Origin of the sequence: Mesorhizobium maamorense, assembly GCF_044998965.1 — a bacterium.
GTDB lineage: Bacteria > Pseudomonadota > Alphaproteobacteria > Rhizobiales > Rhizobiaceae > Mesorhizobium.
The window spans coordinates 206,278-227,560 of the sequence record NZ_CP173356.1 but is presented as its reverse complement, the minus strand read 5'-3'; the positions used below and the strand labels follow the sequence as shown (position 1 = coordinate 227,560).

Annotated in this window: 17 protein-coding genes and 4 pseudogenes; 13 read left to right on the top strand and 8 right to left on the bottom strand. The window is 57.9% G+C overall.

From position 1 onward, the window contains the following. Positions 1–145: 145 nt before the first annotated feature. Genes tnpC through tnpA form a run of 3 tightly spaced genes read right to left on the bottom strand, consistent with a single transcriptional unit; the run spans position 146 to position 2,523 of the window. Complete coding sequence (gene tnpC / locus ACIU1A_RS01705; RefSeq protein ID WP_404924841.1) at positions 146–1,675, bottom strand: IS66 family transposase; 1,530 nt, start codon at positions 1,673–1,675, stop codon at positions 146–148. A gap of 48 nt (positions 1,676–1,723) precedes the next feature. Then, on the bottom strand, positions 1,724–2,080 hold the full coding sequence (gene tnpB, locus ACIU1A_RS01700) for an IS66 family insertion sequence element accessory protein TnpB (protein ID WP_404924842.1): 357 nt from the start codon (positions 2,078–2,080) through the stop codon (positions 1,724–1,726). After that, on the bottom strand, positions 2,077–2,523 hold the full coding sequence (tnpA, locus tag ACIU1A_RS01695; RefSeq protein WP_404924843.1) for an IS66-like element accessory protein TnpA: 447 nt from the start codon (positions 2,521–2,523) through the stop codon (positions 2,077–2,079). Before tnpA ends, tnpB begins: the two co-directional genes overlap by 4 nt. Positions 2,524–2,641: 118 nt before the next feature. Here tnpA and ACIU1A_RS01690 point away from each other — a divergent pair. Continuing rightward, positions 2,642–3,067 (top strand): annotated as a pseudogene (locus ACIU1A_RS01690) (IS701 family transposase); the annotation flags it as partial. A 197-nt stretch (positions 3,068–3,264) separates the two neighbouring features. Here ACIU1A_RS01690 and ACIU1A_RS01685 read toward each other — a convergent pair. From ACIU1A_RS01685 to ACIU1A_RS01675, 3 genes are read right to left on the bottom strand one after another with little or no spacing between them, the layout of a single operon-like run. After that, entirely contained in the window at positions 3,265–4,371 is a 1,107-nt protein-coding gene (locus ACIU1A_RS01685; protein WP_404926398.1) for an amidohydrolase family protein, read from the bottom strand. After that, positions 4,371–5,441, bottom strand: a complete 1,071-nt coding sequence (locus ACIU1A_RS01680; protein ID WP_404926397.1) for an amidohydrolase family protein — start codon at positions 5,439–5,441, stop codon at positions 4,371–4,373. Before ACIU1A_RS01680 ends, ACIU1A_RS01685 begins: the two co-directional genes overlap by 1 nt. Before the next feature lie 53 nt (positions 5,442–5,494). Then, entirely contained in the window at positions 5,495–5,908 is a 414-nt protein-coding gene (locus ACIU1A_RS01675; protein ID WP_404926396.1) for a Rieske (2Fe-2S) protein, read from the bottom strand. A gap of 107 nt (positions 5,909–6,015) precedes the next feature. Here ACIU1A_RS01675 and ACIU1A_RS01670 point away from each other — a divergent pair, with 107 nt between their 5' ends. Together ACIU1A_RS01670 and ACIU1A_RS01665 are read left to right on the top strand one after the other, a co-directional pair. Beyond that, positions 6,016–6,267 (top strand): hypothetical protein, encoded by a 252-nt coding sequence (locus ACIU1A_RS01670; protein WP_404928094.1) that lies wholly within the window; start codon positions 6,016–6,018, stop codon positions 6,265–6,267. A gap of 472 nt (positions 6,268–6,739) precedes the next feature. Beyond that, on the top strand, positions 6,740–8,752 hold the full coding sequence (locus tag ACIU1A_RS01665) for a CocE/NonD family hydrolase (RefSeq protein WP_404926395.1): 2,013 nt from the start codon (positions 6,740–6,742) through the stop codon (positions 8,750–8,752). 80 nt (positions 8,753–8,832) lie between these two features. Here ACIU1A_RS01665 and ACIU1A_RS01660 read toward each other — a convergent pair. Beyond that, a pseudogene (locus tag ACIU1A_RS01660) lies at positions 8,833–8,986 on the bottom strand (IS21 family transposase); the annotation flags it as partial. Positions 8,987–9,083: 97 nt separating this feature from the next. On the opposite strand from ACIU1A_RS01660, the pseudogene ACIU1A_RS01655 reads away from it, so the two are divergent. The 9 genes and pseudogenes from ACIU1A_RS01655 to ACIU1A_RS01615 form a co-directional block, all read left to right on the top strand. Beyond that, positions 9,084–9,240 (top strand): annotated as a pseudogene (locus ACIU1A_RS01655) (transposase); the annotation flags it as partial. A gap of 63 nt (positions 9,241–9,303) precedes the next feature. Continuing rightward, entirely contained in the window at positions 9,304–9,570 is a 267-nt protein-coding gene (locus ACIU1A_RS01650) for a transposase (RefSeq protein ID WP_003603283.1), read from the top strand. Continuing rightward, the gene (locus ACIU1A_RS01645) at positions 9,540–10,493 is read left to right on the top strand and encodes an IS3 family transposase (RefSeq protein ID WP_404928078.1); all 954 of its coding nucleotides are present in this window, start codon (positions 9,540–9,542) and stop codon (positions 10,491–10,493) included. Before ACIU1A_RS01650 ends, ACIU1A_RS01645 begins: the two co-directional genes overlap by 31 nt. Positions 10,494–10,963: 470 nt before the next feature. Further along, positions 10,964–12,193 (top strand): ATP-grasp domain-containing protein, encoded by a 1,230-nt coding sequence (locus tag ACIU1A_RS01640; protein ID WP_404926394.1) that lies wholly within the window; start codon positions 10,964–10,966, stop codon positions 12,191–12,193. Positions 12,194–12,222: 29 nt separating this feature from the next. Beyond that, positions 12,223–13,029 carry an SDR family NAD(P)-dependent oxidoreductase gene (locus ACIU1A_RS01635; protein ID WP_404926393.1) on the top strand — a complete coding sequence of 269 codons (807 nt, stop codon included), beginning with the start codon at positions 12,223–12,225 and terminating at the stop codon, positions 13,027–13,029. A 44-nt stretch (positions 13,030–13,073) separates the two neighbouring features. Beyond that, a complete protein-coding gene (locus ACIU1A_RS01630) occupies positions 13,074–14,105 on the top strand; it encodes a hypothetical protein (protein ID WP_404926392.1) in 1,032 nt (343 codons plus the stop codon). Positions 14,106–14,506: 401 nt separating this feature from the next. Continuing rightward, the gene (locus ACIU1A_RS01625; protein ID WP_404926391.1) at positions 14,507–16,426 is read left to right on the top strand and encodes an HAD-IA family hydrolase; all 1,920 of its coding nucleotides are present in this window, start codon (positions 14,507–14,509) and stop codon (positions 16,424–16,426) included. A 37-nt stretch (positions 16,427–16,463) separates the two neighbouring features. Next, a pseudogene (locus tag ACIU1A_RS01620) lies at positions 16,464–16,759 on the top strand (FCD domain-containing protein); the annotation flags it as partial. Positions 16,760–16,761: 2 nt separating this feature from the next. Beyond that, the gene (locus tag ACIU1A_RS01615) at positions 16,762–17,649 is read left to right on the top strand and encodes a pyrroline-5-carboxylate reductase (RefSeq protein ID WP_404926390.1); all 888 of its coding nucleotides are present in this window, start codon (positions 16,762–16,764) and stop codon (positions 17,647–17,649) included. Positions 17,650–18,281: 632 nt separating this feature from the next. Here ACIU1A_RS01615 and ACIU1A_RS01610 read toward each other — a convergent pair. Continuing rightward, positions 18,282–19,715 carry a PLP-dependent aminotransferase family protein gene (locus ACIU1A_RS01610; protein ID WP_404926389.1) on the bottom strand — a complete coding sequence of 478 codons (1,434 nt, stop codon included), beginning with the start codon at positions 19,713–19,715 and terminating at the stop codon, positions 18,282–18,284. A gap of 344 nt (positions 19,716–20,059) precedes the next feature. On the opposite strand from ACIU1A_RS01610, the gene ACIU1A_RS01605 reads away from it, so the two are divergent. Continuing rightward, positions 20,060–21,277, top strand: coding sequence for an NAD(P)/FAD-dependent oxidoreductase (locus tag ACIU1A_RS01605; protein ID WP_404926388.1), 1,218 nt, complete (start codon positions 20,060–20,062; stop codon positions 21,275–21,277). The last annotated feature ends 6 nt before the right edge of the window (positions 21,278–21,283 follow it).

The window sequence follows — 21,283 nt, the reverse complement described above, 5'->3', positions numbered from 1 at the left end:
TCGAGCAGCTCTTTTGGTCAGGCGTTGAGTGAGCGCAGTCTGCTGTGGGCTGTAGGACTGTCGCGACGCCAAAACGTCTATCCGGCCGATGTTGATCTGATCTTCCCGGTCGCGACCACCGGCACATCCAGCGTAACCGCTGTTCTCAGGCCACTGCCTTGAGCGGCATAGGTCTGTAGGCCCAAGGCAGCAGATCGTCGATCTGGCTTTGTGGATGGCCGGCGACGATCCGGGCGATCACGTCAGCGAGGTAGGTGTGAGGCTCGACGCCGTTGAGCTTGCATGTCTCGATCAGCGAAGCGATCGTTGCCCAATGCTCGGCGCCGCCGTCGGAGCCGGCGAAGAGCGCATTCTTGCGGTTCAGCGCAATGGGACGGATGGCGCGCTCGACGACGTTGGAGTCGATCTCGATCGTACCGTTGTCGAGGAATCGTGTCAGACCTTGCCAGCGCGAGAGCGCGTAGCGGATGGCTTCCGCCAGCTTGGTCTTCTGGCTGATAAGGGTGAGTTGCTGTCCAAGCCACGGCTCAAGGGCATTGATGACGGGACGGCTTTTCTCCTGCCGGACGGCGCGGCGTTCGTCGGCGGAACGACCGCGGATATCGCTCTCAACGTGGTAGAGTTGGGCGATGCGGGCGAGCGCCTCCGTCGCGATCGGCGCGGGGCCGGACTGCGCGAGCTCATAGAAGCGGCGACGCACGTGCGACCAGCAAAAGGCCAAGCTCACGGCGTTGCGTTCGGCCAGCGCCTTGTAACCCGCGTATCCGTCGACCTGCAGGGTTCCGACAAAGCCCTGAAGATGCCGGATCGGCTGTTCGGCCTTGCGGTCCGGAGCGTAGAGATAGGCGACGCCGGGTAGGTCCATTCCGCCCCAAGGTCGGTCGTCTCGGGCATAGGCGAACAACTGCCCCGTTTTGGTCCGCCCCCGGCCCGGATCAAGCACAGGCGCAGTGGTCTCGTCCGCGAAGAGCTTGTCTGAAGCCTTCAGCCGCTCGAACAGCCGCTCATGCACAGGGCGAAGCAGGAAAGCTGCCTTGCCCACCCAGTCGGCGAGTGTCGAACGGTCGAGATTGACGCCCTGGCGGGCGTAGATCTGGGCCTGACGATATAGGGGAAGGTGGTCGGCATACTTCGACACCAGAACATGAGCCACCGTGGCCTCTGTAGGAATGCCGCCTTCGACGAGACGTGCCGGCGCTGGCGCCTGCACGACCACCTCTTCGCAGGCCCGACAGGCATACTTCGGTCGACGGGTGACAATCACACGGAACTGGGCGGGCACGATGTCGAGACGCTCGGAGACGTCCTCGCCCATAACATGCAGCTGACCTTGGCAGCACGGGCAGATCTTGTCGGCAATGTCGATTACCTGCTCGACGCGCGACAGATGGGTGGGCAACGAGCCGCGGTTGGCGCGACGCTTACGAGCCCTGGCATCACGCTTTGAGGGGTCCGCGGCTTCCGCGCTGGCGAAGCCCTCCGCCTCTACCTGCTCGGCTTCCTCCAGCCCCAAAAGCAGCTGGTCCTCAGGCAGGCTCTCCGCCCTTCGGCCGAAGCGATAGCGCTGCAACTCCTTGATGATTTGGCGGAGCCTCTCATTCTCCGCGCGCGCGGCCAGAAGCATCGCCTGAAGCGCTTGAGGATCGTCGGGTAGGGCAGCGGCCGCGTCAGTCACGAAGCGGATTCAAGCATGGATTCCAGTGATTTGGCAATAATGCGATGGTTAGCTCGCCGTCGTTGGAACACGCATCTGGCGCGTCTCGTGCACCCGCCGCCAGTCGAGGCCTTCCAGGAGTGCCTGCAACTGTGCCGCCGTCAGTCGCACGACACCATCGGTAATGCCCGGCCAGCAGAACTTGCCATCCTCCAGCCGCTTGGCGAACAAGCATACGCCCGTGCCGTCGAAGTAGACGAGCTTGATGCGGTCGGCCCGCTTGGCCCGGAACACGTAGACCGCGCCCGAGAACGGATCCGCGCCCATAGCCTCGCGCACGAGCGCTGCCAGACCTTCCGCTCCCTTGCGGAAGTCGACCGGCTTCGTCGCCACCATGACCTTGACCGCTCCCGTTGGCCCGATCACGACGTTGCCCTCAGCGCACGGATCACCGCTGCAACCGTCTTCGAATCCGCCCCACGACCCACCCGCATTGCGATGCCGTCGATCTCGAGCTCGATCTCACCAGCGTCTCGAGCCGGCTCCCGCTTCTTTGGCTGTGGCCGATGCTTCGCCGCAGGCGTCGGAGGCGCTGCCGTCACCACCGCCGGCACGAACATGGATTCCGATATCGCTTCCTCCCCCATCGGCCGGCGAGCAGCCCGACGCCAGGTGAACAATTGCTGCGGGGAAAGTCCATACCGGCGTGCCACAGCACAAACCGTCTCGCCCGCCTCGTAGCTCTCCGCCACTATCCGGGCCTTCTCCTCCGGCGGCCACTCACGCCGCCGACCCGAACCAGTGAAGATCTCCAGCCGACGGACCGGCTCACCGTCCCTGGACTTAAGCGTAAACTCTGAAACCGTCATATGTCGAAGCCCTCAAAGGCCTCGAACATCGTCCCTTACATCCACGCGCGAAAGGTGCCGCCGGAACAGCGCTTACCATCCAGCCGCCGGTCTCTGCCGAGGTGATGCTGTCTGGTGATGGCACAAGATAAGCTGGCGGCGCGGCACTAAAGGTCGGCTGACATGCTTGTTTGCGGCTCGACGTGTCCGCGTTGCGGATGGTCATAAGCACCGGATGCTCGACAATCGCATGCAATGCCTGCCAGGCGAGGAGGTCTGGCTCGTCGGCGAACGCCGGTCGACTGGCGAGCAAAAATGCTATGTGTCGAACTTACCGGCCGATGCGAGCCTCAAGATGCTCGCCGCCACGATCAAGGCGAGGTGGGTCTGTGAGCAGGCACATCAGCAATCGAAGGAGGAAGTCGGCCTCGACCACTTCGAAGGTTGATCATTTACTGGATTACATCGACACGCCTTGATGACCATGATCGCCTACGCCTTTCTCCAAGCCCGCCGCGGGACGGAAAAAAAGAGTCGGGGGACCACCGCCACAACCGAGCATGCCAGCTGTTAGGCAAGCCATTCTTGACCTCTTCACGCGGCCGCCACCCCCGCAGATGTCCTCACTGTGAGACGCTGCTCGCAGACGCCATCAAACTTAAACTGCCAAAGTAGTGCTAGGTCGGGAGCCACGAAACCACCCCAAAAACTTACGACCGATTCTCGCTGAAGATCCCGAATAATTGTTTTCAGCTGTTCGCGTTATACGACCCGGTAAACGTTTCTGGCGGTCTCCCGAAACAACAGCGTCCTGTGTTCCTCGGATATTCGTGCCTTGAAGGCATAGCGCGGATCGTCGAAGTCCCAGTGAGGATAATCGCTTGCATACATGAGCCTGTCCCAACCGATCTGATCAAACAAATAGTTGAGATCCTCGGGATTGTCTGGCTCTTCCACCGGCTGTGTGGAAAAGTAGAAGTGCTTGCGCAGGTAGTGAGAAGGCGGGTGTTTCAGGCTTGGCACTTCCGAGCCCATGCGACGCCACAACATGTCCAGCCGGTGTCCAAGTCCGATCGACCAGGTACAGAGGCACTCGACGATGACCACCTTCAGAGATGGTAACTGGTCGCACACGCCGTCAAGAATGAGACTCATGATTTGCGACTGTGCAGCGAAGGTGAGATCCAAATGGTCCTCACAGTAGTAGGACGGCCAGCCGCTGGCAGTCCGTGCGCCGCCTCGGCCTCCGATGTGCATGCCGATGGGAAAGCCATGATGCGCCGCGGCTTCGAGGATAGGCCTGTAGCGCCGATGCCCCAATAGCTCGGTTGTCCCTGCGAATATCTCGACCTGGACAAATCGCGCATCGAGAGCCCGCTTTTCGATTTCTGCGACAGAGGAAACGGCATCGTCAGGAACGACCACAACGGATGCCTTCAGCCGATCCTCCGGCTCGACGAACTCGGTGATCTGCCAATCGTTAATCGCCGTGGACAACGCATTGCTGAGATCGAGATTGCGGCCGCCATTTGGCAGCCCTATCATGGGTTGGAGCACGCCGAAGACGACATTGTTCGGATCAAGGTGCTGCTTCCTCATAAGCGCCAGATCCGAACCGGGCGGCCCGCCGCCCGACGGCCAAGCATCGCGACGGCATGAGCCTGGGTTGGACCCGTCATAGTTGTAGCCGCTGGTAAACGACTCGAATCCCAACTCGCCATACTGATCGAGATGATCGCGCCATCGCTTTGACATATACGGATAGAGGCCAAAACGGTCTTTGAGTGCCGGGTGGATATCGCAATCGGCTATACCTGCCGAAGATGTTGTGCGCACCGACTGCTTCGGCCTGGCTATCGTATCGTTCATTACACCGTCTCCATCAGCCGTGGGTAAGTCCGCAGAGGATTTTCCCGCGCGATCTTCTGGCGAAGCCGCGCTGGAAAACCGGGTGGCATCGGATCATCTCCGTCGAACTGCCAATGCGGGTAGTCGGAAGAGAACAGCAACATGTCTTCGGTGCCGAGATGCTCTAGCAGCTTCTCGACGTGCACCGGATCCTCCGACGTGTCGAACGGCTGAATTGTAAACCGGACACGATCCCGGATTTCCATCACAGGAGAACGCTTCACCCATGGCACCTCGCCGCGGGTACCATGCCAGTCCTTCGTACTCTTCCAGATAAAACTGGGCACCCAACTGATGCCCGCCTCGATCATCACGAAGGTGAGGTCCGGAAACTTGGCAAATACGCCTTCCATGATCAGGCTCTGGAGCTGCGCCGCGAAAATGTGAGTTCCGCTGGCATAGTCCTGGAGGTAGGTCGACGGCCACCCCATACCGCCGCTCGTGGGATAGCGATACATCGTCCCTGCATGGATACCGACAGGCAGCCTGTGTTTTTGGGCTGCTTCATAGATCGGCCAAAAATGACGTCGGCCAAGGAGCATCTCATTGCCGGCCAGCAGCAGGACCTGAACAAACCTCTTGTCAGAAGCACATCTGTGGATTTCCTCTGCGGCCCGATCGGGAAGCTGCGAGGCCACGACCATCGAACCGCGCAAACGTGGCTCAGCATCCAGCCAATCCCGAGCCAACCATTTGTTGGTCGCACTGCATACCTCTGCTCCCATCAAGCCGCTTGCCGCGGCTTGACCGCCATAGAGCGGATTACAAATTGCGATCTCGCAGTTGAATTTGTCCAGCGCCTGATCCCGACAGCGATCCAGGCTGGCGCCCGGCTTTTCACCAACTTGCCGCCAGTCTGGGCGGCATGACAGCGGCGCGCTCGGCGGATAGCTAGCCAGATCCATCTCGCCGATCCCGCGGCCGGCAAATTGTTCCTGCCAATACTCGTCCATATAGGGGATCAGAGCATAGTTTCCCGGCACTGCGGGATGAATATCGCAATCGATTACTGATGTCGGGTTGTCGAGCATAAATGCCTCAGCTTCCAGAACTCTGCCATGTCGCAATAAATGGGGTCAATCGTTCACAGATCGACGACCAGATAGGAGTCTTCGACACTCACAGGGAAGGTTTCCGCTTTATACGGACCCTCAACCAACTCGTCTCCCGGAGTTATCGATACCGGAAATTGTCTCACGGATATTCGCCCTGGATCACACCATGACTGGCCAGTCCGAATATCAAATTCCCAGCCGTGCCAGGGGCAGCGGATGAACTCCCCGCGACGCGAACACTGGACATGTCCGGGCTCATCTGCCGTTGCAATGCCTGACATAAAGCCCATCGACAGTTCTGCGTTCTGGTGAGGGCAACGGTTGAGGAGGGCGAGGTAGTCGCCGTCGAGATTGAAGATGACGATAGGACGGCCACGCACCTCGAAGACCTTGCGCCTGCCCGGGCCGATATCCTCTGCCTTGCCCACCACATGCTTAGCCATTTTTCCTCCCTAGGTAAAAGCGAGACGGAACATGATCCGATATCATGATAAGCTCGCTCCATCTGTGTTGGAATAGACAGATTTGATAAAAATGCACCACCACAGGCTTGGACGAAAGCAGAACCGAAACAGACGACGACCGGCGTAGCCACCACTGCATTCAAGATCCGACTACGACACTCGACAGGCTCGAACTGCTGCTGGAGCAGATCAAGGCTGCCGAGGCCCCGCGCGTGCCATGCTTGTTGCCGTGCCGGTCGTCTCGCCGGCACCGGCTGCTCGACCTGCAGGGCACCGGGCCGGAGTTTGCCGCCGTCTTGTGGTCGGAGGGGCTGTCGCGTCACTTTGATAACGCCTGACACATGACCGCACTCGATCACATGTCCAATGTTTCAGGTTCTTCCTTGCAAAACGGCTGGCATCCACACAGGAACTTGACTTGACTAGGGGGGGCGCCCACCACTTCACGTCCTAGGGCATAACAATTGCCCACAGTCCATAATGTCTTCTTGATGGACGTGGAGTGCGCTTTGCTCTTAAGCTCGGGAGGTGAGCTTCGCCAATTGACGCGGATGCTTGCGGCCGACACCTCATGTTGCTCCAAGCACGATTAAGACGTTACTGACTAGGGCCGCGGAGCGGAAAATGAGTACAACACGCTTACATCAAATGCCACATCCGACCTGTGTGGTAAACGGTAGCCTAATTGACTTCCCGGCGGGGAGTGCAAGGATATTTACTCACATCATTTGGCTCGCCGGGATCTCGTAAAGATCGGTGTCGCTTGAACGTTGAAAGTCACGGCTCGAAATTTGAGGGCGCGAGCAAGCAATGAAGTCAGGTACGTCAGCGGTTCACCAAGGAACCTTCTCGATTATTGAGCACGAGTGGGTGCCACTTAGCGACGGTACGTGCTTGGCCGTGCGGATCTGGATGCCGGACGGCGCTGACAACGTCCCGGTGCCGGCTGTCCTCAATTTCCTTCCCTATCGTAAGCGAAATGGCACTTCAAAGCGTGACGAAGCCGACTGGCCCGTACTCGCAAGGGCCGGAATTGCGGTAGTAAGGGCAGACCTGAGAGGTACTGGGGAATCCGAAGGCCTGCACGATGACGAGTTCACCCAAGAACTTCCCGACGCGGTGGAAATCATCGCCTGGATCGCGGCTCAACCCTGGTGCAGCGGCAAAGTCGGAATGATGGGTATCTCGTGGGGCGGCGGTAACACGTTGAGAACAGCTGCTCTGCGGCCGCCGGCGCTCAAAGCTGTGATAGCGTGCAGTTGCTCAATCGATCGCTTTAGAACCGCTCTTCGATATAAAGGCGGTGCTTACACATCGCTCAATCTGTCGTGGCACACAACCATGCTAAGCGAGCAGTCTCGCGCACCTGACCCGCAGATTGTCGGCGATCGATGGCTCGACATGTGGCGGCAGCGCCTGCAGGAACAACCTTTTTACCTTAAGACCTGGTTATCTCATCAACGACGCGATGCTTACTGGCGCCATGCTTCTATCAACGAAGATTTCAATAACTTTCCCGTACCGGCGCTGTTCGCAGCTGGGTGGAGTGATGGCTATCGTGATTCAGGGTTTGATCTTATCGAGGGTCTGCCAGACAAGGGAAAAGCTTTGGTGGGGCCTTGGGCGCACCAATATCCGAATCGGGCTTTTCCAGGGCCTGGAGCCGACTTCCTGAACGAAGCCGTTGCCTGGTGGAACCATTGGCTGCGTGACGAACCAAGCGGGGTCGAGAACACCCCTCAGCTACGCGCATACATTCTTGATGGGCCACGCCCCACTTCTCAGCGTAAGCGAGTCCCAGGCTTCTGGATCTCTAAAAAGAAATGGACAAGTCCCGAGGTCCGCAAGGTAGCTCTAAATGCGAGCAGGCAACTCGTGGATCATCCACTTGAGCGCCCCAGCGACCGGTTCCTGCTGCGGTCGCCGCTTGCGACAGGTACGGCTGGTGGTGAACTATGGGGGTACGGCAATGCCGATCATATGGCCTCGGACCAGCGGCTCGACGACGAGGGCTCTTTGGTCTTGGAGAGCGCACCGCTGCACGACGAATGCATCCTGTTGGGCAAACCTTCGTTGCAGTTGACCCTATCGAGTGACAGCCCACTCGCGAATGTCGCCGCTCGCCTGATCGATGTCCACCCCGATGGCACCGCGATGCGCATCTCTTACGGTGTACTCAATCTGGCCCACCGCATGAGTGATAGCAAGCCGACGCCGCTTGTGCCGGGTAAGGATGAGACTGTCACAATCATGCTCGACGCCTCCGGCTATCGGATTGCGCCTGGTCATCGCATTCGTTTGTCTATTTCGACGGCCTATTGGCCGATGATTGCCTCACCTCCCTACGATGCTACCCTCAACATCGAACTCTCCAGTGTCAATCTATCGCTGCCGCTTCTCGGCAAGCATGAACGCACTAAGGTTGCCGAACCTTCCAACACCATTCCATTGCCAACGTACCAAACTCTGGAGGCTGGCGAAGAAAGACGGTGGTTTGAGCGCAACCTCGAGAACGGCACGACCAATTCCTATACGATCTCCGATACCGGCCTCATTCGCCATCCCGGCAACGGCTTGGCCGAACGTCTGCGTCAGGAGGAGAAATGGTCGATCACGGCGCAGGATCCCCTGTCGCAGACGGCTGAATGTCACTTCACTGCGAATCTTTCGAGAGAAGGGTGGGAGACAGTAACCAAAGGCTTTACCAAACAGTCTTGTACGAAGACAGAATGGATCATTTCGGATGGAGTAGAAGCGTTTTACAACGGCCAAAAAATTTTCTCACGAGAAAGGACTATGAGCATTCCTCGGGACTGCACCTGATTTTTTCGAACTCGCAAAGTAGCCACGTCCTGATTTCTTGCTCAATGCGTGCGCGGACAGCCAGCAACGCTGAAACAGCACCTTCCAGCCCAAGCTCTCCCGCGCAGAGCTCGCGAACAGATTCCTCGTATTTCCGTCTTGGGATCGACGGCCCATTCGCCGGGCGATTGCGGCCACGGACAGGCCCTGACGGTGTTGATTCAATATCATCAGAAGTTCTCCAAGCTGGACCACCAGCGCCGCTCCGTTTTCAATCAAATCAGGACGGACTATCGACGCCGGAGCGGAAGCCGCCAGTTCCGGGACGCATCCCGGAACTGGCGGCAGCAGCGGGAAGCCAACGGATAATGCCTTTGTCGAATCGTTTACTGGAAAGTTCCGCGCGGAATGCCTGAACGCGGCACTGGTTCCTGACCCAAGACGACGCCCGTGCCAAGATGGAGGAATGGAGTAAGGACCACAACACAGTCCGACCCCATAGCGCGTGACCTGCCACTGAGAATTTCCTCCATCTGAGATTAGAGTCCGGGCCTTGATTGAAGGACGGACTGATGAAGAGAAAGCGGTTCACGGAAGAGCAGATCATTGCGGTTCTGCGCGAGCATGAGGCGGGTGCGAAGGCGGGCGATCTGGCCCGCAAGCACGGGGTCTCGGAGGCGACGCTGTATAACTGGAAGGCCAAGTATGGCGGGATGGACGTGTCCGACGCCAAACGGCTGAAGGCACTGGAAGACGAGAACGCCAAGCTGAAGAAGCTGCTCGCCGACCAGATGCTCGAAGCCTCGGCATTGCGCGAGCTTCTGTCAAAAAAATGGTAGGGCCCGCCGCCAAGCGCGAAGCCGTAGCGCATCTGCAGGCCGTCATGGGCCTATCGGAGCGTCGGGCCTGTTCCTTCGTCGGCGCCGATCGCAAGATGGTCCGCTACCAGTCTCGCCGACCGCCAGAGACGGAGCTGCGTGGTCGGCTACGTGACCTCGCGAACGAGCGCCGACGCTTCGGCTACCGGCGGCTGTTCATCCTGCTCAGGCGCGAGGGCGAGGCATCTGGGGTCAACCGTATCTACCGTCTCTATCGCGAGGAAGGTCTGACGGTGCGCAAGCGCCGGGCAAGACGGCGAGCAGTCGGCACGCGGGCGCCGATCCTGGTCGAGGCAAAGCCGAATGCGCGCTGGTCGCTGGATTTCGTGCATGATCAGTTCGCCTGTGGCCGGAGGTTCCGCGTGCTCAACATCGTCGACGACGTGACGCGCGAATGCCTGGCCGCGATCCCGGACACCTCGATCTCCGGCCGTCGGGTTGCCCGTGAACTGACGGAACTGATCGCCCACCGCGGCAAGCCGGGCATGATCGTCTCCGACCATGGCACCGAGTTCACCTCGAACGCCATCCTCGCCTGGTCGAAGGATCACGGGATCGAATGGCACTACATCGCGCCGGGCAAGCCGATGCAGAATGGTTATGTCGAATCCTTCAACGGCCGCATGCGCGACGAGCTCTTGAACGAGAGCCTGTTCTTCGCCCTCGACCACGCCCGCAGCGCCATTGCCGAATGGCGGGAGGACTTCAACACCGCGAGGCCGCATTCCTCGCTCGGCTACCAGACCCCGGCAGCCTATGCCGAGGTCATCACCGCAACCGGCTCCGACGCTGCGCTGATCGAAGGCTCCGCGCCTCCGCCGGTTGCTCAACCCGCGCCAAGAGGCGTAACAGAAACGGCCAAGGCTCTAATCGCCACTGGATGACAGTTCAGTGGCAGGTCACGCGATCCGCAACAAGCCGCTTATGAAAGACTCATCCGCGGTCGTTCCGCGCTGAGCCATCACTCCCAGAAGTTCCTGCTCGGGCGATCCAAAGATAGAGAGCACGTCGACTTTCGCGGGAGCTCTCTTGCCGATCCTCATCAAGACCCATCCAGGACGTCGGGACCGTCGATCCGCGGCTGATCGCATCCGCGCGCAGCCTGGGGCAGCACCCACTCTGCCATGCTCCTTGGAGATAATCATCCCTGGTGCCGCGTCAACATCACTAAGTTTGAACGGCAACCCTTGCAACAAAACCTGCAACACGACTCGAAATAAAATTCACAAATACTTAACTCCTCAAAGTTGGTTGACAGTGCTAGCTTGGGGCAAGTCTGAGGTCAAAGTGCGACTGCAAAGATGCCGCCCAACCTTCAGACCCGGGCGGCACGCACAGAAGGAGTTCACAGCCAATGGCAAGAGCACTGATCCAACTTGGAGGCACGAAATTGGGCGCGAGCCTGCGCTACGTCCAGGCCGCTCAACGTCTTGGCCTCCGGCCAATTACCTTTTCGGACGAGCCAACTCGGTATGACCATTTTGGGGCGAAAGGGGCTGAGACAATCCGCGTTGATACAGACGATCTGGATGCGCTAATCCGCGAATGTTCCAGGCTCCAAGAGACCTATGGAATCGCTGGCATTACGGGCGCGGTGGACCCAGTGTATGCGACAGTTGGCAAGCTCTGCCGTCATTTCGATCTGCCGGGACCGAATCCGGACGCTGTTGAACAATGCTGCGATAAGTATACTCAGCGTCAACTTCTTGCGGCCTCAGGCGTTCCGATGCCTGCTTATCGCTTGGCGACCAATGCAGCTGAAGTGGAGGATTCTGCCGCGGAGATCGCACTGCCGGTGATTGTTAAGCCTGCGGTGGGCAGCAGCAGTGTCGGTGTCCGATTGTGCCGCAACGTCGATGAGGTGGTCGAACACACGACCTATCTGTTGGGTGGGAAGCACATATGGCGGTCCTCGCCGAGGATACTGATTGAAGAATTCGCACAAGGCCCCCATTATATCGCGCATACAATGGGAAATGAGGTAGTTGGGATTGAGGTCGCTGACTTCGGCCCCCCACCGCATTTCGTCTTGCGTGAGGGCATCTTTCCGGCCCCGCTGGCTGATGACGAGTATAAACGTATTGCCGATGTTTCGCTGAGCTGTTTGCAAGCTCTCGGCCTTGGCTGGGGGCCAGCCTGTATTGAATTCCGGTGGACGAAGCGTGGCCCAGTTGTCATTGAAGTCAATCCGCGTCTAGGCGGCTCTCAAATATTTGAGCTTGCTTACGGCTTCGATCTCATCACAGAGCACATCAAGCTGGTTATCGGCGACAAGTGCGATTTGCGCAGAAGGCACTCACACGTGGCGGCCTGGCGGTGCCTCCTTCCTGATCGCGATGGCACCCTTGATTGGATCGATGGTGTTGCTCGGGCGGCTGCTGTACCAGGTGTCGCCGAGGTCAAATTGTGTGTTGGACCCAAAACGCCGATCATCAGGAACGGCGACGAGCTAGACGCTTTGGGATGGGTCATGGCCGCTTCGCCCAGCCTTGCTCAGACCAAGGCGATACTTCAGAGTGCCGTCAACTTGATCGGTTGGTCGATCACACCATTTCCGAGCACTGACGAAGTGACCTTGACCTGAACCAAGTAAACAATAGCAATGGTCCTGTAATGTCCGATACAAATCGTAACTATTCAAGTGGCGCAGAAGGATACCAGCAGCTCTTCGGAGTTGATGGCAAGGTGGTCTGCATTTCAGGATCAAGCCGCGGTCTAGGGAAGTCGCTCGCCGCCTGCTTTGGAAGGTTGGGTGCCAAAATAGTCCTTTCCTCGCACAATATTGAGGAGCTGACCAAAGCAAAGGCCGAACTTGCGAGCCAAGGAATCAACGCGGCGGCCATCCGCGCTGATGTGCGGTCTCACGACGATTGCAAGGCACTGATCAGTGGCACCGTCGACCGGTTTGGGCAGATCGATGTAATGATCTGCAACGCAGGTACCGACATCATTAAGCCAGCGGATTCATATGAAGAGCCGGAATGGGACGAAATTGTCGATACTAATCTGCGTGGCTACTACTATTGTGCCAAGTTTGCCGCCCAAGCAATGCTGGATCAAGGCAGCGGCAACATCATCATGACTTCATCCGTCGCCAGTTCGCTCGGCATACCGGGCCTGACTGTCTATGCTGCGAGCAAGGGTGGCGTCAATCAACTGACGCGTACCATGGCCGTAGAATGGGCCAATAAGGGTATTCGTGTAAACGCCGTCGCACCTGGATTCATCAACAACTTCATGGATGGGGTGCATCCTAATCTCGATACGCCTTATCAGCGCCGCGCAATGGAACTCACTCCAGTGCGACGCCGCGGCGATCTGTCCGAGTACTTAGGCGCCTACGTTTTCCTCGCCAGCCCAGCTGCATCGTTTGTAACAGGGGAGATTCTCTATGTCGATGGCGGCTACGCCGCGAGCTGATGCAATATACTTAGAGTTGTGGCGATATTGGAGAAGGCTCGGCAATGTTAAGCGCAACAAACGCAATACCACATGAAGTGAACCTCCTAGATTGCACCTTGCGCGACGGCGGTTACTACACAGATTGGAATTTTGCGCCGGAACTGGTGACGGATTATATCGCTACCATCAACACTCTTCCAGTGCGGATGGTCGAGCTGGGGCTCGCCGGAAAGCCTGAAGGCCAGGGATATTTCGCCAGTATGACGAGTTCGAAGGCCGAACAGGTGGCTTCGGGTCTCCTGGTTAAGGCATGCGTGATGATCGATGCCAAAGATGTGCTTGTGAGCGAACTGCCTCTATCCATCGCCATGAGCCGCCTGACAGAAGGACTGGCACCGGGGCATATCTCAACCGTTCGCGTTGCGATACATTACAGCAACTTGGCTGCCTGCCGGAACATTTTCGCTGAGTTGTCTCACAGGGGCTTCTGCGTGTTTGTGAATCTCATGCAGATCGATGCGGCAAATGCTGCGGAAATTGAAATGTGCCTGAAGGAAGTAAAGCAGATCGACACCATTGACGTGCTGTATATTGCCGATTCCTTTGGCTCTATGAAGCCGACTCGCGTTCAGGAACTTATCGGCCGGTTTGCGGGTCGAATTGAGCTGGACATTGGATTCCACGGCCATGACAACCGCGGATATGCACTGGTCAACTCAGTGGCCGCCGCGATGGCGGGTGCGACCTGGATAGACTGCACCATGGGCGGCATGGGCCGCGGGGCAGGAAATACGGCTAGTGAGCAGCTCCTACCTATTCTCACTCGCCTCGAAACATCCAAGGAACGGGCACTCCTCGAGCACGTCTTGCGTCACTTCGATCCGCTTCGCAAACGATATGGCTGGGGCAGCAGTGCGGCATATCAATTCGCGGGCTCAAACCTCATCCATCCCTCGTATGTTCAAAAGCTACGTGAAGCCGGGGCATTGTCTGACGCCGCGATTATCAGCCGCCTTTCGGACCTTCGCGCCGATGAACGGATGAGGTTTGCCGATGAAAAGCTGGCGGCGCTGATGGCGCAGGACATAACCTAATCGACGATATCTCTGTTGGGATGCCCGTTCCCAATTCAACCAGTTGGGCAAGACCGTGGCTGGTTCTTTCATTACGCAGCCGATTGCCCGCGGACTCTCTGAAGTCGGCAGTTCGTGATCTACGAATGCAAGTTGTCTTGGAGGAAGCCATGGCTCTACGAAATGCGGTTGTGAAACCATCGGTCCTCCCGTCTGATCCGCGGTTTTCATCAGGCCCTTGCCGTAAACATCCTGGTTGGAGCGTCCAGCCAACTATGCTGCGCTATTTGGGACGAAGTCACCGGAGTTCCGAGGGAGCAGAAAGGCTGAGACAGGTCATTAGGCGCATGTCTTCTTTGCTTGAACTGCCTGATAGCTGGTTGTCCGGGATCGTGCCCGGTTCAGGCACTGGGGCCTGCAGCATGGCCTTGCACAATCTACTCGGCCCTTTTCCAGTCGAGACATTCTTGTCAGATAGCTTCTCACAGTATTGGGCAAATGAGATCGATAGGTCGGTGCTTGCACCCCAACGCCGGCACACTTGTGCTTACGGCAGTTTTCCGCGCCCTAGCAGGATCGACGCGAATCACGACATCGTTCTAGTGCTAAACGGCACCAGCAGCGGCGTTTGTCCGCCGGATCTTGAGTGGATTCTTCCTGATCGTGCCGGGCTTGTGATCGCGGATGCCGTTTCGGCAGCTTTTACGAGCAATATCGACTTCGACCGGACCGATGTTCTGTGCTGGTCGTGGCAGAAGGCGCTTGGCGGCGAAGGCGGCCACGGCATGATCGCGCTCTCGCCTCGAGCCCAGGCACGGCTGAAAGCCAGCGGACGTAAGCCTGTACCCAGGCTCATGAGGCTGCACAACCCCGACGGATCTGTAAACAACGCGTTCTTTAGCGGCCGGACGATCTCGACCCCCAGCATGTTCGCTGTCGAGGATATCCATTCTGCGCTCGACTGGGCCGAAGCGTGCGGGGGACTACCTGCACTTCTGAACAGGGTTGCCAATAACTACGCTGTGTTGGCCGACTGGGTGAACTCTACTCCTTGGATCGATTGGACTTGCACCAATTCGGCAGCACGCTCCACCTGTTCAATTACTCTTCGGCTTGTACGAGAGCAGCTCGCTGCCGGTGAGAAGGGGGACGTCGCTGATATCGCTGCGAGGATGATCCGTTTACTGGAAGCCGAAGGCGCGGCTTTTGACATCTGGAGCTACGGTGACGGGCCGCCAGGATTCCGAATATGGGCAGGGCCTACCGTCGAGGCAGATGACTTGGCGATTTTGTGCGAATGGCTTGCTTGGGCTTATAGCGAAACGTGTGAGGCCAGCATACTACCCGAAGCGATGGTCGTGCGTCACGGCTACTTTCCGCCCTCTAAGCCGCGCGCGGTTCAGCCAAGGACGGAGTCGGCTTGTCCTCAAACCGCCGACCTCGAGAACCCACCTCCTCAGACACTGGCAGATTGCTATGATGGGATTCTTTTCGACGCGGCGGGGGTCCTGATCAGAGAAAATGAAGCCCTGCCCGGCGCTGCTGATATCTTGGCCCGACTTAACGTGTCCGGTCAGCCATACTACATCGTGACGAACATCAGCAGTGGATCGGAGACGGCAATATTCGCACGTCTCCGCCGCGCGGGACTTCCGATTCCGGCGGTCGACCGTATTGTGTCCGCGGGAGGTGTTGCGCGACATTGCGTACTCGAAGAGCTGGCGGCCGGGCGGCTAGTTTCGTATGTAGGTAGTGCACACGCTGCGCATGAGATCTTCGGCAAGCACCCAAACCTTTATGGCGCCGATACGGTTCCGACATTCGACACACTCGTAGTGCTCGATGACGAAGGTTTCGATTTCAAACGGGCTGCTGATAACATCCTGTCGACCTTTCACCGTAGACTAGTCCAAGCGGGTGAGATGCCCCGTTTGATAGCGGCAAACGCGGACATCATTTATCCTAAAAAGAACGGCTCACTCGTCTTTGGACCGGGAATAATAGGGCCTATGCTTCAGGCAGGGCTCTCGTCCTTCGGAGCTCCTCCAATTTCAGTAGAGTTTGTCGGCAAGCCAGGAAGAGCGATTTTCGATGAGTGCATCGCTCGGGCCGGTACCAACCGGCTTTTGATGGTCGGCGATCAGGTTGATACTGACATCAAGGGCGCAAAGGCTGCAGGGCTCGACTCACTTCTCCTAAGGACTGGCCTCAGTAACTGCCGCGAGTTACGTCAAGACGAGAACGGTACACCCGAATATGTTGCAAAGAACCTCGGTCAGATCTTCGACGACAGTTTATTCCCATACCAACGGTCGGCGAAGCATTTTAATATAACCAATTAGTTTTGGGCAACTTGGAGCGAGAGCCTGAAGATGTCGAGAGCAGTTCCATATGGCAATCGCTCATGCGGGCAAGACTTCCTATCTCGCCTCGCTCTACGAACGGCTGCTCAATCAAGGCCAGCGCATGCCGAATCTGCACTTCGAATATCTCGAGCGTTCGGGCGACGGTTATCGTCTTACGACGAGCGTTACCTGATGCTTGAAGCGATCCGCGCCAAAGATGTCGAACTGGCTCATGCCCATATGCGGCAGTTCAAGGATGACTTTATGCAGTTCCTGCGCGAAAACTACACGACCCACGTTTTCCTTGGTTCCCAAGTTGCAGCGGAGTGACCATGCCTCTGCCCGAGAACATCGGCTTCATCGGAACCGGCGCCATCACCGACGCCTTGGTGCGGGGCTTGCTCGCCGAGCCCGCGGCAGTGCCGCGCGTCATGGTTTCCCACCGTAGCGCGGGCGTTTCGGCGAAGCTCGCCGCAGATTTCCCGCAGGTACTCGTCTCCAAGGACAACCAGGCGATCGTCGAGGACTGCGATACCCTCGTGCTGGCGATCCGCCCGCTAGTCGCGGAAGAGGTCGTCCGACCCTTGCGGTTCCACGACGGACAGAGGGTGATCAGCGTCGTCGCTGCGACGAGCCGACCTTGCCTTCTGGAATGGACCGGAGCGGATGTGCGCCTCACTCAGGCCATCCCCCTACCCTTCGTCGCGCGTCGCAAGGGCGTCACCGCCGTCTATCCACCGGACGCCGACACCGCGGCGATCTTCACTGTGCTCGGCGGCGCCGTCGAATGCGAGACGAAGACGGAATACGACCTCCTCGCCGCCGCAAGCGCGCTGATGGCGACGTATGTCGGCATCATGCACCGTACGACGGCATGGCTCGCGGAACACGGTCTGCCGGAAGAGAAGGGCCGCGCCTATCTTGCGCACCTCTTCGCCGGTATTTCCGAGACGGCGTTCGTTGCTGGGAAGGATGTTGATTTAATCAACCTCAGTGGCGAATTTGCCACCAAAGGCGGCCTGAACGAGCTGGTGTTTCAGGACTTCAACGGCAACGGGGGTTCGAACGCACTAAAGCGGGCGCTTGACCGTGTATTAGAACGGATCACGCGAGGGGGGGGGGGGTTCTACGGCTGGATGGGAGTGCAGATAGGTCTGACACAAGGCCAAATCACGCGGCAAGGATTTGGAAGTGATCGGCCAAGGATGGATTGGGATTGAAGGCGAACGCCGCCTGCCGTGTTCCCTTCTGCTTGAAAGCACCGAGGCAACAGCTGGTCTGGGCATTTGGGACTGTCACGAATTCCGTTTGCAGGTGGGCATGATATGAGTCATCATTAGGTGGCTTGTGCCACATTTGCGGTGCGAGCTACCACGTTTTTCGGGTTCTCGCTCTGATCGGCAAACGGTTCGCGTCTCGGCTGCGCAATCTCAGAGATCGAAATTTCATACATTCGAAGAAGGCGAAGCATAGGCAGTAACAGGCGCAGGAACATGCCGCCGATTATGCCAAATCCGCTGGCCGTCCATATGTGCTTTCCTGACATTTGCGGTCGTAGGCGCTCTTCATGTAGGCGTCCAATTGCGTCCGGCGCGCGATTCGGACGCCCGCCGCTCGAGCTGTTCAACGGGGTGCGAATCAGCCCGTCGGCGCAGCATCATGCGCGGCATCAAAAGCGGATTCGATTTTTGTGTTGACTGCTGTAGATCGCTTGTCTGAGATCGAATCTCACGCAGCAAATCGAAGTCAGCCGAGGCGTTGAGCAAAGCAGTTTACACGAACGCTGCCTAAGGTGGGCTGGCTAATCCTTCCGTTTGACTGCGCAGCCCCAAACCCTTGAATCCGATGGTCCTTACCTCCCGACCGACCTGTGCATCATCTCACCCAGTTTCGCCAGAGAAGTTTCGTTCTGAGCGGTCCATGGGAACGAGAAGTTAAGCGCAACGAAGTTTCGGAAGGAGGCCTCGATCGAGAAAATAGGACCTGGGAGAAAACTGAAGTTGGATTCGACCGCTTGAAGCAAAGCGCTAGTAGCATCGAAGCCGACTGGCCCTCGTATCCAGCACATAAACCCGCCAGCGGGAGGCGATACAACACATCCACTGGGAAAATGTTCTGCGATTAGCTCGAGGCCCCTTTGCATCCTCGCGGCCAGTGTGCCGCGCAATCGCCTCAAATGTCGGTCCTGACTACGGATTCCCAGAAACGTGGCGATCGCGCGCTGGACAATTCCGTCACCGCTGTTCAGTCCGTGTGTATACTGGTGGGTCATCAAACGCCGTGTGTGAGTGCCGGCAATGATCCATCCCAATCCATACGCTGGCGGGAGCGAGGCCATGAAACTCCCGAATTGCACCACGATATCGGACGGATCGTGTTGTTTGAACGAAGGCTGTCTGCTGCCACGGTAGTTCAGGTCGCTGAACATGTCGTTTTCGAGGATAAGCACTTGGTGTTGGCGAGCAATTTCCACAACACGGCGCATAGTTTGCTCGGAATAGGTCACGCCTGTGGGATAGTGATGAGAGCCCATAAGCAATGCCACGCGAACGGAATTCGAGCGGACAAGATGCAGGAATTGTTCGGGATTGATGCCAGAGCGCGGATGCGAATAAATTTCCACCGCGGAGAGGCTCTTGCGGTTCAATCCGGCCAGCATTGGAAAATAAGAAGGACTTTCGACGAGAACGGTGTCTCCCGGCTTGGTGAATGCATTGAGGCACATGTCGAAGCACGACATGCCGGTGTTGCCGACAATCACTTCCCCGTGTGCTACAACGCATCCTCGCTTCGATACGCGGCGCGAAATTTCATGTCGCAACTGCATGTCGCCTTGTGGAGAATCGCACCCAACAAGTCGGGTTTCCCCTTGGCGCAAGATTTGGCGCAATAGCCGATCTATGTCGCTGCGGTCGAATAAGTCCGGACTTGGGTAGAAGCTGCCGAATGCGCCAAGCTCATTTGAATAACAAATATGTAGCAGAGCCTCAGGCAGATTTCTAACAGTTTCTCCATCGCCATCGTGGCTTCCTGAGCCTGTCGTTGGCGCCGGCAGACCGATGACATAGAAGCCCGACCGGGGCCGGGCCTCGCAAACACCGTCAGCCTCCAAGAGCTCGTATGCATGATGCACTGTCATCGGGCTGTAACCGGTATCTTCGCTTAACTGCCGGACGGACGGCAGGCGATCACCGACCCTCAGTGTCCCTGTGCGAATGCGGCGCTTGATGAGGTCAACGACAAATTCGTAGCGGCGCATAGCGGATGTGTTGGGGGCATGGGTCATAGGATTGGAGTTCCGATCGTAACTGGCACCTGCTGTGTCTGTCACAAGAAAGCCGCTCCACCTTTACACGAACATGGGTCACAGTCGGATCCGTTGCAGTGCTTGAGCCTTCTGCACCCCTTGCCGGCGGCCGAACAATATTGATCCTTTCTGACCGGTGAAATGCACAAAAGCGACCAATTCCGCGGAGCACAGTTTCTGGCGAGGAGGCGCTTCGAGGTTTGGAAACTGGGCCGTCTGTGCTGAACGAATTCGCAGGAATTTGATACTAGCGCGTCTCCATATTTTTGTTTCTTTTTGTCATGTTGGTAACGTTCAAAGTCGCCAGGCGCTGAGGAAGGTTTATGGAAACGGTCGTTATTATCGGAGGAGGACTGGCAGGACATCGTGCTGCCACGACGCTCGCCGAGCTGTGTCCTGAGCAGCGCACGGTCCTGATTCATCGCGAAAGCGGGACACCCTATGACAGACCGCCGCTGTCAAAGGACTTTCTCTTCGGGGGCAAGAGGCCGACTCTGAAAGGCTCTGAGCTGTATGGAGACCGCGTAGTTTTGCGCGATGGAACGAAGGCCACCCTCATCGACCCTCTTCGACGCATCATCCATACTGATACCGGTGAACCGGAACGCTACGACAAGCTGTTAATCGCGACGGGATCTCGAGCCCGGCAGTTCGAAAGCTCCAGCGTGGACCCAGCACAAGTTCATTATTTGCGTACTGAATCAGACGCTTTGCGGTTACGCGCGGCTCTTGCGCCTGCCCGGCGGCTGGCAGTTGTAGGCGGCGGTTTTGTAGGGCTGGAGGTGTCGTCGATGGCTCGCCGCTTGGGCTGTCAAACGACGGTCATCGAGCTAGCGCCGCGACTGCTGCCGCGTAGCGCCTCACTCTCTTTGTCAGAATGGGTCGCGACGCGTCACACGAGCGAAGGTGGTGAGTTCTGTTTGAACTGTGCGAATCTGCGTATGTCAAACGATTCAAAGGGCGAGGTCGTTCTGACTTGGAATGGAGGGTCGGTCGTTGCTGACATGGTTCTTATTGGCATCGGGATTGCGCCTAATGCGGAAATCGCCGCTGACGCCGGCATCGACACCGCGGACGGGATCGTTGTGAACACACGCTGCGAAACGTCCGTTGCGGGAATATATGCTGCCGGAGAAGTGACGAACTATCCTTTGCCCGCGCTTGGCCGGCGGCTACGCAGTGAGAGCTGGACTGTGGCCGGCGATCAGGCCGTCGTGGCCGCACAAGTTATGTGCGGTCTGGATGCCGAGTATGAGGACCTACCTTGGTTCTGGTCCGATCAGTGCGGCGTAACTATCCAGTCACTCGGGCTGCCAGCCCTCGCGACACGCTTGTATCGCATAGGAGACGTCGCGAGCGAACGGTGGCTGGAGATTGGCGCCGATGACCATGGACGTTTTGTCAGTGCCGTGGGAGTCAACCCTGGTCGCGACATGATGCAGATCCGGCGAGGCGCAAAAGCTGGCAAGCCAATATCGCCAGATATTATGAGCCGGGCCGAGGAAGTCGATCCGTCCGATATATACCTGGCCATTGGCTAATTGTGG